A 14,648-nucleotide genomic window follows, 5' to 3' on the forward strand; every position below is an offset into this window, starting at 1 on the left:
GGACACGGAGGTGTTCCTATGGTCGATATTACCCCTGCAGATGCCATCCCGCCGGCCGAAGTCGCGGAAGTCGAACTGTATCATCCGCACAGTTGGTGGACGAAATACGTCTTCTCGCAGGACGCCAAGGTCATTGCCATCCAGTATTCGGCGACGGCAACGGGAATTGGCCTGGTCGCCCTGGTGCTGTCCTGGCTGATGCGGCTGCAACTCGGCTTTCCCGGCACCTTCGACTTCATCACGCCTGAAGCCTACTACCAGTTCATCACCATGCACGGCATGATCATGGTGATCTATCTGCTCACGGCGCTCTTCCTCGGCGGTTTCGGCAACTACCTGATCCCATTGATGGTGGGGGCTCGCGACATGGTCTTTCCCTATGTCAACATGCTGAGCTACTGGATCTACCTGCTTGCCGTGCTGGTTTTGGTGTCGAGCTTCTTTGCGCCTGGCGGACCGACGGGGGCCGGCTGGACGCTGTACCCGCCGCAGGCAATCATGACCGGCACACCGGGGGGCCAGGACTGGGGCATCATCCTGATGCTCGTCTCACTGATCCTGTTCATCATCGGCTTCACCATGGGCGGGCTGAACTATGTCGTGACGGTGTTGCAGGGCCGCACGCGCGGCATGACGCTGATGCGTCTGCCGCTGACTGTCTGGGGCATCTTTACCGCGACCGTCATGGCTCTGCTCGCCTTCCCGGCGCTATTCGTCGCCTGTGTGATGATGCTGCTTGATCGGACGCTCGGCACCAGCTTCTTCATGCCGGCGATCGTCGAAATGGGCGAGCAATTACAGCATAATGGCGGCAGCCCGATCCTGTTTCAGCATCTGTTCTGGTTCTTCGGCCATCCCGAAGTCTACATCGTGGCCCTTCCGGCCTTCGGCATCGTGTCGGACCTGATCAGCACCCATGCGCGCAAGAACATCTTTGGCTATCGCATGATGGTCTGGGCCATCGTCGGCATCGGTGCGCTGAGCTTCGTCGTCTGGGCGCACCACATGTATGTCAGCGGCATGCATCCCTATTTCGGTTTCTTCTTCGCCACCACGACATTGATCATCGCGGTTCCGACCGCCATCAAGGTCTACAATTGGGTGCTGACGTTGTGGCGCGGCGACATCCACCTCACCATACCGATGCTATTTGCCCTGGCTTTCATCGTCACCTTCGTCAATGGCGGGTTGACCGGGCTGTTCCTTGGCAATGTCGTGGTCGACGTCCCGCTGTCGGACACGATGTTCGTCGTTGCCCATTTCCATATGGTCATGGGGGTCGCGCCGATCATCGTGATCTTCGGTGCGATCTACCACTGGTATCCGAAGGTCACCGGCCGGATGCTGAACGAGGCGCTGGGCCGGTTCCATTTCTGGGTCACCTTCCTCGGCGCCTACCTGATTTTCTTTCCCATGCACTACCTCGGACTGATGGGCGTGCCCAGGCGTTACAATGAACTGACCGATATGACGGTGATGACAGAATCGGCCCACCATCTGAACTCGTTCATCAGCATCATGGCGTTCATCGTCGGCTTTGCCCAGATTGTGTTCCTGTTCAATCTGATCTGGAGCATCCGTCATGGCCGCGAGGCCGGCGGCAACCCGTGGCGGGCCACGACCCTCGAATGGCAGACGCCGCAAACACCACCGGCCCATGGCAATTTCGGCAAAGACCTACCGATCGTCTATCGCTGGGCCTATGACTACAGCGTACCGGGCGCCAAGGAGGACTTTATCCCGCAAAACGTACCGGGCTCCTTCGGTCCCTCCAAGGAGCCGGCATGAGCGTCATTCTGGTCTTCATGCTCGTGATCGCCGGTTTTGCCGGATGGTGGCTTTCCCACCAGCGGCTGATGACCAAGCCATGGCTCGAGCAAGGTATGGCCGGGGATTTTGTTGGTATGGAAGGATCGGCGCTACCGACCGCCAAGATCGGCCTCGGCGTCTTCCTGGCGGTCGTCGGCTGTCTGTTCGCGCTGATCACCAGCGCCTACTTCATGCGCATGGCGCTGTCGGACTGGCAGGCGCTGCCGCTGCCGCGGCTGCTCTGGTTCAACACCGGCATGCTGGTCCTCAGCAGCATTGCGCTGCAATGCGCCTCGCTCGCGGCGCGTAAGGGTCAAATGGACATGGTTAAGCTCGGCCTTGCCACCGCCGGGTTTACGGCGCTCTCCTTCCTGATTGGACAGTTTATGGCCTGGCGCGAGCTGTCTGCCGATGGCTACTTTCTGGCTTCCAATCCGGCCAACAGTTTCTTCTACCTGCTTACCGGAATGCATGGCCTGCACATACTGGGCGGACTGGTGGGCCTGGGCAGAACAACCGTCGGCGCTTGGAACGGGGCAAGGCCGGCGCGGCTTCGCCTCAGCGTCGAGCTGTGCGCCATGTATTGGCATTTCCTGCTTTTCGTCTGGCTTGCCATCTTCGCGCTTCTGGCCGGCTGGGCCGCGACTTTCATCGATATTTGCCGGGGGTTACTGACGTAGGAGGAACGGGCGGATGGCAGAGACACTCACGCATATCGCTCAGACAGAGCCGCGGCCCGCAGGCTGGCAAGGCATCGCCGCCGACTGGTCCTCGGATCAGCGGGCGTTCAAGAACGTGTCATGGGGCAAGGCCATGATGTGGATCTTCCTGCTCAGCGACACCTTCATCTTCGGCTGCTTTCTGCTCTCCTATATGACCGCGCGCATTTCGACACGCGTGCCGTGGCCCAATCCCAGCGAGGTCTTTGCGCTTCGTATCGGCGGCTCGGATATTCCGCTGATCCTTATTGCCATCATGACTTTCGTGCTGATCTCAAGCAGCGGAACCATGGCCATGGCGGTCAATTTCGGCTATCGCCGCGACCGCCGCAAAACGGCAATCCTGATGCTTCTGACCGCAGCACTCGGTGCGACCTTTGTCGGTATGCAAGCCTTCGAATGGACCAAGCTGATCACCGAAGGCGTGCGGCCCTGGGGCAATCCCTGGGGCGCTGCCCAGTTCGGGTCAACCTTTTTCATGATCACCGGCTTCCACGGCACGCATGTGACAATCGGGGTGATCTTCCTGATCATCGTGGCGCGAAAGGTGTGGCGTGGAGATTTTGACTTTGGGCGGCCCGGCTTCTTTACCAGCCGCAGGGGCCGCTACGAGAACGTCGAGATCATGGGACTCTACTGGCATTTCGTCGACCTGGTCTGGGTCTTCATTTTCGCGTTCTTCTATCTTTGGTGAGAGGCAGATATGGCTGAAGCAACCGCAAACGGCCTCGGGCAACACACGCTGCACGCTACTCATGACGCGGCGACGACCGGCGCCCCCCCGGCAGAAGTTCATCAGGAGCACCCGATCAAGCTTTATCTGGTGGTCTGGGCATGGCTGTTCATTCTCAGCACCTGCTCCTATCTGATCGATTATTTCGGTCTGCACGGCTATCTCAGATGGTCGCTGATCCTGATCTTCATGATCCTCAAGGCAGGGCTCATCGTCGCCATTTTCATGCACATGGCCTGGGAACGGCTGGCGCTGACATACGCAATCATCCTGCCGCCCGTGCTGGTGTTGGTATTCGTGGCGATGATGGTCTTTGAAGCGGATTACACGCTTCTCACCCGGATGGCGTTTTTCGGGGCTGGGCCCTGACGCCAAATCGGAGTTCAGACCTTGTCGATGGCCGATCAGGATTCCGACGATGCTGCGGGCGGTCCGGTGCCGCCACCCTCGCCTTGAAACAATCGACGGTTGGGCCATCTTTATTCATACCGAAACGACGGAAGCGAAATGATTGCCGCGTTTTGACCTGCGTCGCGAACTCAGCAAGGGACGCCCAAAATGACAATCGCAAACAAACTGAAGGACTATATCGACCGGAAAGGGATTTCCTACGACACTGTCGCGCATCATCGCACGGCCACAAGCAGGCAGGCCGCTATAGCCGCGCACGTGCCCGGCAGCATAATGGCCAAATCGGTGCTCGTTCACCACGATCTGGGTTATGCGCTGGCCGTGGTCCCCAGCACACATAGGATCGAGGTCGGCGCGTTGCAGAAGGTCATGGACAAGAGTCTTGGACTCGCCACCGAAGATGAAGCGGTTTCGCTCTTTGACGATTGCGATACCGGCGCCATTCCGCCGATCGGCGCGGCCTACGATGTGCCGGTAGTCCTTGACGAAAGCCTTGGCAGTGCCGCCGATATCTATTTCGAGGGCGGCGATCACAGGACGCTGGTGCGTGTCAGCGGCAAGGATTTCCGTAACCTGACTATGGGCGCCCACCAGGCCCGCTTCAGCCATCCGGCTTACTGAAGCCGGAAAGGGCTCTGATCAACCTGCACGCACCGGTCCTTGCCGGCGCGGCAGGGAGTTCATCGAGGCGCCGGTCCGGCCGTCGGCGGCGGTTCCACGACCTTGCGGTAGACATGCCAGGTAGCGTGACCGAGGATCGGCAGCACGATCGCCAACCCCGCGAATACTGGCAGCGTGCCGATGATCAGGGCGACGGCGACAATCAGGCCCCATACCGCCATCACGATCGGGTTCGCCAGCACCACGCGCACCGAGGTGTGGATGGCTTCATAGGCGCCGACATCTCGCTCGAGCAACAACGGGAAGGCGACGACCGTCGTGCACAGCACGATCGCAGCGAAGACGAAGCCGATGGCGTGCCCCAGGATGATGAGCGTCCAGCCGCGTCCTGTGGCGAATATGTCATTGATGAAGCTGGAGAAGGATTGCGGTGGGGCGGGGCCGAACAGGTGTTGGTAAAACGCCTGCGCAGTCAAAAGCCAGGCGATGAAGATTGCAAGCAGCATGATCGCAACCGCGGCGATGGCTGGCAGCGCCGGAGAATTCCTGACCTCGAAGGCGGCCCTCCATGAGGCGTCTAGCCCGGCTTCCCGTCGCCGGCTGATCTCATAGAGGCCGATTGCGGCGAATGGACCAATTAGCGCAAATCCGGACACGAGCGGAAACAACAATGGGAGCGTGTTATTGCCTGATGTCCAGACTGCAAGCACGACCCCCGCAAGCGGGTAGATCAGGCAGAGAAAAATGATGTGCGACGGTTTGACCATGAAATCGTCGACGCCGCGCCTGAGCGCATCGAAAAGGTCGGTGACACCGATCTTGCGAATTCTGGTGTGCTCCAGCGTCTCGCTGGCGCCTGCTATGACGTGAAAGCTTGCCATGACCATTCCTCCAGACAGGTCTGGTAAGGCCGCGGTTTCACGGTGCTGCCGTTCTGCATGACTGGCCACGCAAACCGCGACCTGCACCAGGATCAATATACTCTCATGCGAGCGACTTGTCGCGCTTTGTAAGAAGGTTGGGTAAGAAGGCCCGGTCGCCTGGCTAGCTCTGGACGCCTTTCTTCGATATTCTCCTCAAGTCGAAGGTGAAGGGTCATGGACGGAAGGACAGTTCTCATACTCGGCCTTGGCGTCGTTGTTCTGCTGCTGCTGGGTTTTTGCGCACTGCCGACGTAATGTTTTGCGCCGGCGTCAACGGCCAGCTGATGCGATCGTACGCATTACAGTAGTGTCGGCAAGTAACGTTGCAAAGATCGCGAACAGGTAGAAAATCGAATAAGAAAACAACGCCTTTGCTTGCTTCATCTCCTTGTCGGGGATGGTGAGCACCTTGCAGGCGCGCCAGACGAATCCCGCACCCAAGACGGTCGAGACAGTCCCGTAATATCCGCTCGCGAATCCAAAGGCCCAGGGAAGCACGCCGATTGGCGCCAGAACCAGCGAATAGGCCAAGATTTGCTTTCTGGTCGAGGGTTGGCCAGCCACGTTCGGCATCATGGGGACGCCCGCCGCGGCGTACTCTCCGACCTTGAACAGGGCTAGCGCCCAGAAATGCGGTGGTGTCCAGAGGAAAATGATCAGGAACAGAATGATGCTTTCAATGCCGATGGCGCCGGTGGCAGCAGCCCACCCGATCACCGGAGGAAGAGCGCCTGCCGCGCCACCTATGACGATGTTCTGCGGTGTCGAGCGTTTCAGCCAGATCGTATAGATGACGACGTAGAAGAAGATGGTGAATGCCAGCAGCGATGCGGCAAGCCACCCCACCAGCACGCCGAGCACCGTCACCGAAAGTGCGGAAAGCACCAGACCGAAGCCGAGGGCTTCGCCTGGCGCGACGCGGCCCGACGGGATTGGCCGCTTGGACGTGCGAGACATCAACGCATCTATGTCCGCGTCGTACCACATGTTGAGCGCCCCGGCCGCGCCTGCTCCCATCGCAATCGCACTGATGGCGATCACCGCGATGACCGGATTCGTCGGGCCAGGCGCCGTCATTAGGCCCACGAAAGCAGTGAATACGGCAAGCGCCATGACCCGCGGTTTTAAAAGCGCGAAGAAATCACCCGCCGTCGCTTCCGGAAGGCGGATGACGATATCCTTGAGGCGGCTTTCCCTAGTCGACATCTCAGACCGATGGAAGCAAGAAACCTAGGCCATGATCCCGAACCGAAGGCACGCGTGAGCGAAATTGAAACCCGGTTTTTGCTTACGCGGCCCCTTCGGGTTCGGACGAGATCACGGCGAACGAGAGGATAGACGCATGGCGGAGGAGAAAGTCACTTGGAGAACGTTTTCAAATAGGCGATGACGTTGGTCACGTCTGCATCGTTCTTGAGGCCGGGAAACGCCATCTTGGTGCCTTTGACCATAGCCTTGGGATCGTGAAGATAGGTCATCAGTGTTGGTTCGTCCCATTTGACGCCGGATTTGCCGGCCGCAATCATGGCGTCGGAATATTTGAAACCGGGATGCGTACCGGCAGTGCGGCCGATGACGCCGTGCAGCGATGGACCGATCTTGTTCTTGTCCTCGTCCGCAATGTGGCAGGCCTTGCATTTGGTGAAGACCTTCTCGCCAGCCGCAGTATCCTGAGCCTGCGATGGATTGGCGACGAAGGTTGCAACAAACACGACGGCGAAAAATGCGGCTAAGCGCATGACTTTTTCCTCCCTGATCGTCAAATGCGCCTGAGACGATCTGGTATAAGCCAGCATCGCCAGCGAAGCGCCTTGTACGGCAGAACAGATTGTCCACTTCTCCCATATGAAATTGCGGCCTCTATATACCACGGAATCTGGCCGGCAGGTAGAAGAGGTCGACCTACAAAGGTTTAGGTTGTCCGCAGCGGATCAAGGCATAGCAGTGTTGCAGCTGCCGGCGAGCTGGCTGACCGCTTCATCAAATCCGGTCAGATCGAAATCGGCGTGGCCCCGCCCCGACAGCAGCCCGAAGCGCCACGAAAGCTGGAGCCGGTTCGCGGCGGTAAGGCGCTTTATGCCGTCGGCGCCATCGCGCACCAGCATGCGGCCGCGCGGGCCGACCAACCAGCTCTCGTCGAACTTGTTGTCGCCGTCGACGGTGACCGACATGGTGATCTTGCGATTGGCCGAGACGGTGTCGTTCAATTGCAACCATTCGGTCCAGCGCGGTTGGCTGTCCGGGCGGCAGGCGATGGTCAGGATCGGGCTATAGCTCAGGGCGCCACCGCCGGTGATCAGCTTGTTGGTGGCATGGACCGAAGCCGTGACAAGGCCGTCATCGTCCGTGCCGATGCGCCAGGTGCCGGCATCGGCCTGGGCGAAATCGCAGGCGAAGGCCAGGACGATCGCCAAGGCGACGACGCGTCGCGTTTCGAAGAATAGGCTCAACCGCCCCTCCAACAACCCTGTGGTTTGCAGCAGGAGCGCAGATAGTGATCAATGCTTGGTATCGACAATGGTCACCGTCCGCGAAACGGATTGGCTGTTGCAGTTTCGCAACGAAAAAGGCCGCCTCGAGGGGCGGCCTTCGTCAGTTCCATCAACTCGGGATTTACTCGGCGTCCTTGGCGGCCTTTTTCTTCGGCGCTGCCTTCTTCTTCGGCTCTTCCGCGTCATCGCTCTTCTTGTCTTCAGTCTTCTTCGACGCGGCCTTCTTCGCCGGCTTCGCCTTGGTCGCGGTCTCGGCTTCCTCGTCGTCGGCCATCAGCTCTTCCTTGCTGACCTTGACGTCGGTGACCGAGATCTGCCCGAGCAGGTGATCGACCACCTTCTCCTCGAACATCGGCGCGCGCAGCGCATTCAGCGCCTCGGGATTGTTGCGGTAGAACTCGAAGGCTTCCTGCTGCTGGTTGGCCGGGAAGCGACGAACCTGCTCGAACAGACCGCGCTGCAATTCCTCGTCCGACACGGTGACCCCGGCCTTCTCGCCGATCTCGGCCAGCACAAGACCAAGGCGCACGCGGCGCTCGGCGAGCCGCATATATTCGGCGCGCGCTTCTTCCTCGGTCGTCTCTTCATCGGCGAAGGTGCGGCCGGCCGCTTCCAGATCGCGGTTGACCTGCGCCCAGATGTTATTGAACTCGGCCTCGACAAGCCTCGAAGGCGCCTCGAACGAGTAAGCCGCGTCAAGCTGGTCGAGCAGCTGGCGCTTGACCTTCTGGCGCGTCATCGAGCCGAACTGGCTCTCGATCTGGCCACGCACCACATCGCGCAGGCGCTCCAGCGATTCCAGGCCGAGGTTCTTGGCGGTCTCATCGTTGATTTCGAGTTCGCCCGGCTTGGACACTTCTTTGACCGTGACGTCGAAAGTCGCTTCCTTGCCGGCCAGATGCGCCGCCTGGTAGTTTTCCGGGAAGGTCACGGTGACCTGCTTTTCATCGCCGGCCTTGGCGCCGATGAGCTGATCCTCGAAGCCCGGAATGAATTCCTTGGAGCCAAGCACCAGCGGCTGATCCGTGCCGGCGCCGCCGGCAAAGGCCTCGCCGTCGATCTTGCCGACATAGTCGATCGTGACGCGGTCGCCTTCGGCCGCCTTGCCGGTCTTCGGCTCGTAGCTGCGCGCCGATTCGGCGACGCGCTTGACCTGCTCGTCAATCTCCGCGTCAGGGACGTCGAACACCTGGCGCGTCACCTTGATGTCGGAAAAATCCTTGATCTCGATGGGCGGGATGATCTCGTAGTTAAGGCGGAATTCGAAGTCGGCGCCGCCGGCCAGGATCTTCTCGGCTTCCTTCTCGTCCTCGGTCATGATGACTTCGGGCTGCATGGCGGCTTTTTCGCCGCGGCCCGAAATGATCGACCGGGTCGAATCGTTGAGGATCTCGTTGACCACTTCGGCCATGAACGACTTGCCATAGACCTTGCGCAGGTGCTGCACCGGCACCTTGCCGGGACGGAAGCCGTTGATGCGAACCTTGTTCCTGGCGTCCGTCAGCCGCGCCATCAGCTTGGCTTCCATGTCACCAGCCGGCACGGTGATCTTGATCTCGCGCTTGAGACCGGAATTGAGTGTTTCGGTGACCTGCATCGTAAAACCTTTGTTTTCACCAATGAGGCTGCCAAACGGCTCTCTGCCGTTCACAGCCTGCCGGTATAATCTTGCCGGGAATGGCTTTTGGTACGGAACCTGGCGATTTGACCTGAAATACGGCTCAAACTCTTCCAAACTGCGTTCCAAAATGTGAATAAGTCTTTGTTTTTCCTACTTCTTATCACATTTTGCAGAAGCGGATCGTCGCGTCCCGTCACATTCGACACGCCTTTTGTCACAGGCGAGGCCAATTTTCAACCATCTTCGCGTTTAGGCGAATAACCATCATTTCGGCCCTGACATTGACAGAATGATGGCTAATGGGATCGCCAGACCGTGCGGGCGTGACGGAATTGCCAGACCCTCAGGTCGCGGCTGGCGGCTGCCGCGATATTCAAAGGACGATGCGGTATTCCACCTCACTCCCAAGACCTCGACAAGGCCGCCGAGGCTCTGCTACAGCCCGCCCGAGGCGCGTGTGGTGGAACTGGTAGACACAGCAGGTTTAGGTCCTGCCGCCGCAAGGCTTGGGGGTTCGAGTCCCTTCACGCGCACCACTGCCGGCATGGCATCGGATAGTCCACTAGCGCACAGGCGTTGGCAGGAAATCAGGACACTGCCTAGGCGAGCTTCTTGATACGTCCCTTGTCGAGGCGGAAGATGCCATCGTTACCGCCTTGGCGCTGGAAATCATCCTGCAATTCGTCCCATGTGCCAAGATACTGACCGCAGTCGTCGCACCGGATGCCCGTCGAAGGTTCGGCATCGGCAGGAATCCGCAGCCTTATCGTGCCGCAAAAAGGACACTCCAACTGGTGATCCAAGTACCCGGTCGCCATGGGCTTTCCATCTTTCTGAATGCCACCGCCAGCGTCGAGAATATACCTACCACGCAACACAATCCAGTGGCGAGACGCTAGCGCCGTAAAGGACGCCCCTGAGGTCGATTAGACGTAAGCTTCCAAGGCTTGAGCCTTCGAGGCCGCACCGCCCTCCCCGTTCAAGCTATGGATGGCAGCCCACCCCTGCACACCTTAATATAGAGGCTCCTGAAACAGCGTCTTGTCGCCGTCCACCAGCGCCTTGATCTGGGCGGTGCCGTCGCTGGCCAGTGCAAGACGGATCCCGAACGGGCGTACCCGCATGTCGTTCTGAATTGCCATCCCCGAGCCTTCCGGCAGGTAGAACCGTTCGATGCCGTAATCCGGCGCGATCGTCAGTCCCTCGCCGCGAAGATCCCAGCCTCCGGCGACATGACCGCGAATGTCGGCCTCGTCGGCGCCGGTCGGTGTCGGCGCCGCGCCGAACCACGCGGCGCTCGGCGTCCAGTAGCCGTCGGCGTTCTTCTTCAGACGGACGACGATCGAGGTGTCGTCGCTGGAAAGTTTTCCGGCCGGGATGTTGGCGATCATCTTCACCGGTATGCGCGAGATGTCGTAGCCGAGGATGATATAGTCGCCGCGCAGCAGGTCGCGCGGATCGACAGGCTCGATCTTCAGCAGCACTTCCTTGCCGCTGCGCAGGATCGCCGCCCGGCCGGCGATGATCCAACCCAGGAAGCCGATCTGGACGAGCGCCAGCACCAGCGCCAAGATAACGAGCCTCTTTCCGGTCATCATGCCGTGGCTCCTCCGGTGGCCGGATCCTTCATGCGTTTCTCCACGCGGATGATGACGATCGCCAGGATGCCAAGCAGCACCGCCGCGGCAAGGAAGAAGCCGGCGGTGTCGAGCATCGACTGCAGGGTCACGACATAGATCATGGCGAGTTCGAAGGCGAAGCCGAGATAGGCAAGCCAGCGCAGGCCACGGCTCTCGCGCCCCGCGAGCACAATGGCGGCGACAATGCCGGCCAGCGCGACGACCGAAGCAATGGCGAAGCCTCTGTCGTAGCTGCTTTCGCCGGCCAGTTCGAACTGGATGATGGCCAGTCCGGTGAGGAAGCCAAGCAGAGCATGCAGCGGCAAGCGGCCGCCAAGCTGCACGATCCGGTCTACCGGTTCCGGCGCGAAGAGGGAAGCCACGAACAACAATACCGATACGATGACCAGCGGGATCGCCACCGGCAGCGTCTCGTGATCCACGGCGACCAGCACAAGATAGAAGAGCAGCGACAGGATGATCAGGTGCCGCGCCGCCTGGCTGCGGGTCCAGAACGAGACGGCAAACAGCACAGCCGCCATGACGAGGAAGAGATGCGGAAATTCGCTGCGATTGAAATAGTCGAACCCTTTCAGGAACAGCCAGGCGTCGGCGATGCCGACCGCGGCGACGGTCAGCGGGTTGGACCGCAGCGCCACCGCCGCCAATGCGGTGCCGGCGCCCCAGGTGATCAAGGCCGAGGCCTCGTCGCCCGACAGATGGTACATCTGGCCGATCAGCGCGATCGAACCGCCGAAAGCCGCCGCCGCCACGATCCACAACGCCTCGCCGATCGCCGCGTGGTCGCGGGTTTTCAGCACCGCACCGCCGACATAGCCGCCAAGGATGACGGCAAAGAGCGCGGCAACGCGCGCCAGCCGCGGGATGGCTTCCCAGTTGGCGGCAACGAAGATCAGGATGGCCGCGCCGAACAGCAGCGCCGCCATCATCGCCAGGATCGAACCGAAGCTCAACGACTGGCGCGCGTTGATCTCGACGTCGCGCCGCAATGCATCGGCCGTCGGGGCGTCGATCAGCCCGGCCTCAAGCCATCGCGCAATGTCCGACCTGACCCGTGTCGCGTAGCCCGCCATGCTTCCCCCTGCTGCTTGGTCGGTTTTTCAGCTGGAGCTGCCAAACCGTTGACGTCACGGCACTTTCTGATTCCGGCTTCTTTGTGTCAGGTCCGCGAAGGCCTGTTAATGTTGCATTGCACAATTTGCATTGCTGCCATGCAGCCATAGCGCTTTTAAATCGATATGGGCCCGCCTATTTATGGTTTGTACACAAACGGAATGATCCGCAAGAAAAGACGAAACGAGAAATACCATGAACCTGATCCGCAACTACCGCAACTGGCGCCGCTACCGGGACACCGTTTCCGAGCTGAGCCGCCTGAGCAACCGTGAACTGACCGACCTCGGCATCAGCCGCAGCGACATTCCTTACGTCGCTCGCAAGGCGGTCTAATCCTTCGGACCGCGAATGGTCCGAACCAGTTTTGAGAAGAGCATGACAATGAACCTGATCCGCAACTATCGTAACTGGCGCGTTTATCGCGAGACGGTTACCGAGCTGGGTCGCCTTTCCAACCGCCAGCTGCATGATCTCGGCATCGTCCGCGACGAAATCAAGATCGTCGCCCGCCAGGCGATCTAACAACGGAATTTCGCCAGGGTCGACCTCCTCCCCGATCCTGACGAATACGGTCACCCCTTACCTCCTCCCAAGGGTTGACCACCAAAACGGCGCCCGCCGCACCTCCTCCCGCGGCGGGCGTTGTTTCCCGGAGCAAAACGAGTTTTGCTCCAGAGGCTTCGCCCCTCTTCAAAATGGCGAAAAGAATTTCGTCAAAGCCGACCTCCTCCCCGGCGATGACGGATAGGCCCGACCTTCACCTCCTCCCGAAGGTTGGCCACCCAAACGGCGCCCGCCGCACCTCCTCCCGCGGCGGGCGTTGTTTCCCCGGAGCAAAACGAATTTTGCTCCAGAGGCTTCGCCCCTTTTCAAACGGCGAAAGGAATTTCGTCAAAGCCGACCTCCTCCCCGGCGATGACGGATACGGTCGGCCTTCACCTCCTCCCGAGGGTCGACCCCCAAAACGACACCCGCCGGACCTCCTCCCCCGGCGGGTGTTGTTGTTTTCAGGGCAGCCTTCGCCTTCGCCGCCGCGGCATGTTCCAGGTGCGGCAATTGCAATCGTCCCGCCAAGCGATTATTCCGGCGCTCATGAGCAAAAAAACTATTCACATCATCGGCGGTGGCCTCGCCGGATCCGAAGCAGCATGGCAGGCAGCCCAAGCCGGCGTTCCCGTTGTGCTGCACGAAATGCGGCCCGTTCGCGGCACAGAGGCGCACAAGACCGACGGCTTGGCCGAACTCGTTTGCTCCAATTCTTTCCGCTCCGACGACGCCGAGAACAACGCCGTCGGTCTTTTGCATGCCGAAATGCGGCTGGCCGGCTCGCTGATCATGAGCGCCGGTGACGCCAACCAGGTGCCAGCCGGCGGCGCGCTGGCCGTGGACCGCGACGGATTTTCCGACGCGGTGACGGCCAGGATCGAGGCCCATCCGCTGATCTCCATCCAGCGCGAGGAGGTTCCCGGCTTGCCGCCGGTCGAATGGGACCAGGCCATCATCGCCACCGGCCCGCTGACCGCACCGTCGCTTGCCCAATCGATCGCCGAGGCAACCGGCGCCGATGCGCTCGCCTTCTTCGATGCGATCGCGCCGATCATCCATTTCGACACGATCGACATGGACACCTGCTGGTTCCAGTCCCGCTACGACAAGGTCGGGCCCGGCGGCACCGGCAAGGACTACATCAACTGTCCCTTGGACAAGGACCAGTATCTTGCCTTCGTGCAGGCACTGGTGGAGGGCCAGAAAACAGAATTCAAGCAATGGGAAGGCACGCCCTATTTCGACGGCTGCCTGCCGATCGAGATCATGGCCGAGCGTGGCGTCGAGACGCTGCGCTACGGGCCGATGAAGCCGATGGGCCTGACCAACGCGCACAATCCAACCGTCAAGGCCTACGCCGTCGTGCAACTGCGGCAGGACAATGCGCTGGGCACACTCTACAACATGGTCGGCTTTCAGACCAAATTGAAGCATGCCGAGCAGGTGCGCATTTTCCGCACGATTCCTGGCTTGGAGAACGCCGAATTCGCCCGCCTCGGCGGCCTCCATCGCAACACCTACATCAACTCGCCGACCTTGCTCGACGCCTCGCTGCAGCTGAAGTCGCGCCCGGGCCTGCGTTTTGCCGGCCAGATCACCGGTTGCGAAGGCTATGTTGAAAGCGCCGCCATCGGCCTGCTCGCCGGCCGCTTCGCCGCTGCCGAGCGGCTCGGCCACGCGCCGTCGCTGCCGCCACTCACCACGGCGTTCGGAGCGCTGCTCAACCACATCACCGGCGGACACATCGTTTCAGACGACGAGCCGGGAAAGCGCTCTTTCCAGCCGATGAACGTCAATTTCGGCCTGTTCCCGCCTGTCGAGGCGGTGAAGATCGAAGGCAAACGCCTGCGCGGCAAGGACAAGACGGTCGCCAAGCGGCATGCGATCACGTCGCGTGCGCTGGGTGATTGCCGGCGATGGCTGGGACTGCCGGCGCAAGCTCAAGCGGCGGAATAGCCTTACTGACTGGCCTTGCCGCGGAAGTAGGATACTATCCCACTCGCCTAGTGGGAGTCAT

General features: G+C 60.5%; 16 protein-coding genes and 1 tRNA gene. 9 read left to right on the forward strand and 8 right to left on the reverse strand.

All coding sequences use genetic code 11. The features are described from left to right. The first annotated feature begins 18 nt into the window (after positions 1 to 18). The 5 genes from ctaD (at position 19) to FJ940_RS10595 (ending at position 4,293) form a co-directional block, all read left to right on the forward strand. Entirely contained in the window at positions 19 to 1,788 is a 1,770-nt protein-coding gene (gene ctaD, locus FJ940_RS10575) for a cytochrome c oxidase subunit I (protein ID WP_140495794.1), read from the forward strand. After that, positions 1,785 to 2,489 (forward strand): cytochrome c oxidase subunit 3, encoded by a 705-nt coding sequence (locus FJ940_RS10580; RefSeq protein WP_140495793.1) that lies wholly within the window; start codon positions 1,785 to 1,787, stop codon positions 2,487 to 2,489. The genes ctaD and FJ940_RS10580 overlap by 4 nt, the downstream gene beginning before the upstream one ends. 13 nt (positions 2,490 to 2,502) lie before the next feature. Further along, on the forward strand, positions 2,503 to 3,222 hold the full coding sequence (locus tag FJ940_RS10585) for a heme-copper oxidase subunit III family protein (RefSeq protein WP_140495792.1): 720 nt from the start codon (positions 2,503 to 2,505) through the stop codon (positions 3,220 to 3,222). A gap of 9 nt (positions 3,223 to 3,231) precedes the next feature. Further along, positions 3,232 to 3,630, forward strand: a complete 399-nt coding sequence (locus FJ940_RS10590; RefSeq protein WP_140495791.1) for a cytochrome C oxidase subunit IV family protein — start codon at positions 3,232 to 3,234, stop codon at positions 3,628 to 3,630. Positions 3,631 to 3,819: 189 nt separating this feature from the next. After that, positions 3,820 to 4,293 (forward strand): aminoacyl-tRNA deacylase, encoded by a 474-nt coding sequence (locus tag FJ940_RS10595; protein WP_140521022.1) that lies wholly within the window; start codon positions 3,820 to 3,822, stop codon positions 4,291 to 4,293. A gap of 59 nt (positions 4,294 to 4,352) precedes the next feature. Here FJ940_RS10595 and FJ940_RS10600 read toward each other — a convergent pair whose 3' ends face one another. From FJ940_RS10600 to tig, 5 genes are all read right to left on the reverse strand, one after another. Further along, entirely contained in the window at positions 4,353 to 5,174 is an 822-nt protein-coding gene (locus tag FJ940_RS10600; RefSeq protein ID WP_140495789.1) for a DUF2189 domain-containing protein, read from the reverse strand. Between the two features lie 312 nt (positions 5,175 to 5,486). After that, positions 5,487 to 6,422 (reverse strand): heme o synthase, encoded by a 936-nt coding sequence (locus tag FJ940_RS10605; RefSeq protein ID WP_140521023.1) that lies wholly within the window; start codon positions 6,420 to 6,422, stop codon positions 5,487 to 5,489. 152 nt (positions 6,423 to 6,574) lie between these two features. Then, a complete protein-coding gene (locus FJ940_RS10610) occupies positions 6,575 to 6,955 on the reverse strand; it encodes a cytochrome c family protein (RefSeq protein WP_140495787.1) in 381 nt (126 codons plus the stop codon). 192 nt (positions 6,956 to 7,147) lie between these two features. Further along, entirely contained in the window at positions 7,148 to 7,666 is a 519-nt protein-coding gene (locus FJ940_RS10615) for a hypothetical protein (RefSeq protein WP_140495786.1), read from the reverse strand. A 163-nt stretch (positions 7,667 to 7,829) separates the two neighbouring features. Then, complete coding sequence (tig, locus tag FJ940_RS10620; protein ID WP_140495785.1) at positions 7,830 to 9,305, reverse strand: trigger factor; 1,476 nt, start codon at positions 9,303 to 9,305, stop codon at positions 7,830 to 7,832. Positions 9,306 to 9,780: 475 nt separating this feature from the next. On the opposite strand from tig, the gene FJ940_RS10625 reads away from it, so the two are divergent. Beyond that, positions 9,781 to 9,865: transfer RNA gene (locus tag FJ940_RS10625), tRNA-Leu, on the forward strand. Between the two features lie 63 nt (positions 9,866 to 9,928). Here the strand turns inward: FJ940_RS10625 and FJ940_RS10630 are convergent. From FJ940_RS10630 to FJ940_RS10640, 3 genes are all read right to left on the reverse strand, one after another. After that, the gene (locus FJ940_RS10630) at positions 9,929 to 10,147 is read right to left on the reverse strand and encodes a hypothetical protein (protein WP_140495784.1); all 219 of its coding nucleotides are present in this window, start codon (positions 10,145 to 10,147) and stop codon (positions 9,929 to 9,931) included. 195 nt (positions 10,148 to 10,342) lie between these two features. Beyond that, the gene (locus FJ940_RS10635; protein ID WP_140564089.1) at positions 10,343 to 10,927 is read right to left on the reverse strand and encodes a GDYXXLXY domain-containing protein; all 585 of its coding nucleotides are present in this window, start codon (positions 10,925 to 10,927) and stop codon (positions 10,343 to 10,345) included. Further along, positions 10,924 to 12,042: a DUF2157 domain-containing protein gene (locus FJ940_RS10640; protein ID WP_140555293.1), complete on the reverse strand. Its 1,119-nt coding sequence runs from the start codon at positions 12,040 to 12,042 to the stop codon at positions 10,924 to 10,926. The genes FJ940_RS10635 and FJ940_RS10640 overlap by 4 nt, the downstream gene beginning before the upstream one ends. A 235-nt stretch (positions 12,043 to 12,277) precedes the next feature. Between FJ940_RS10640 and FJ940_RS10645 the strand changes: the two genes are divergently transcribed. From FJ940_RS10645 to trmFO, 3 genes are all read left to right on the forward strand, one after another. After that, on the forward strand, positions 12,278 to 12,418 hold the full coding sequence (locus tag FJ940_RS10645; protein ID WP_013531315.1) for a DUF1127 domain-containing protein: 141 nt from the start codon (positions 12,278 to 12,280) through the stop codon (positions 12,416 to 12,418). A gap of 48 nt (positions 12,419 to 12,466) precedes the next feature. Then, a complete protein-coding gene (locus tag FJ940_RS10650; protein WP_140495781.1) occupies positions 12,467 to 12,607 on the forward strand; it encodes a DUF1127 domain-containing protein in 141 nt (46 codons plus the stop codon). A 570-nt stretch (positions 12,608 to 13,177) separates the two neighbouring features. Then, a complete protein-coding gene (gene trmFO / locus FJ940_RS10655; RefSeq protein WP_140656480.1) occupies positions 13,178 to 14,587 on the forward strand; it encodes a methylenetetrahydrofolate--tRNA-(uracil(54)-C(5))-methyltransferase (FADH(2)-oxidizing) TrmFO in 1,410 nt (469 codons plus the stop codon). The last annotated feature ends 61 nt before the right edge of the window (positions 14,588 to 14,648 follow it).

Source organism: Mesorhizobium sp. B2-3-7, from assembly GCF_006442695.1.
GTDB lineage: Bacteria > Pseudomonadota > Alphaproteobacteria > Rhizobiales > Rhizobiaceae > Mesorhizobium.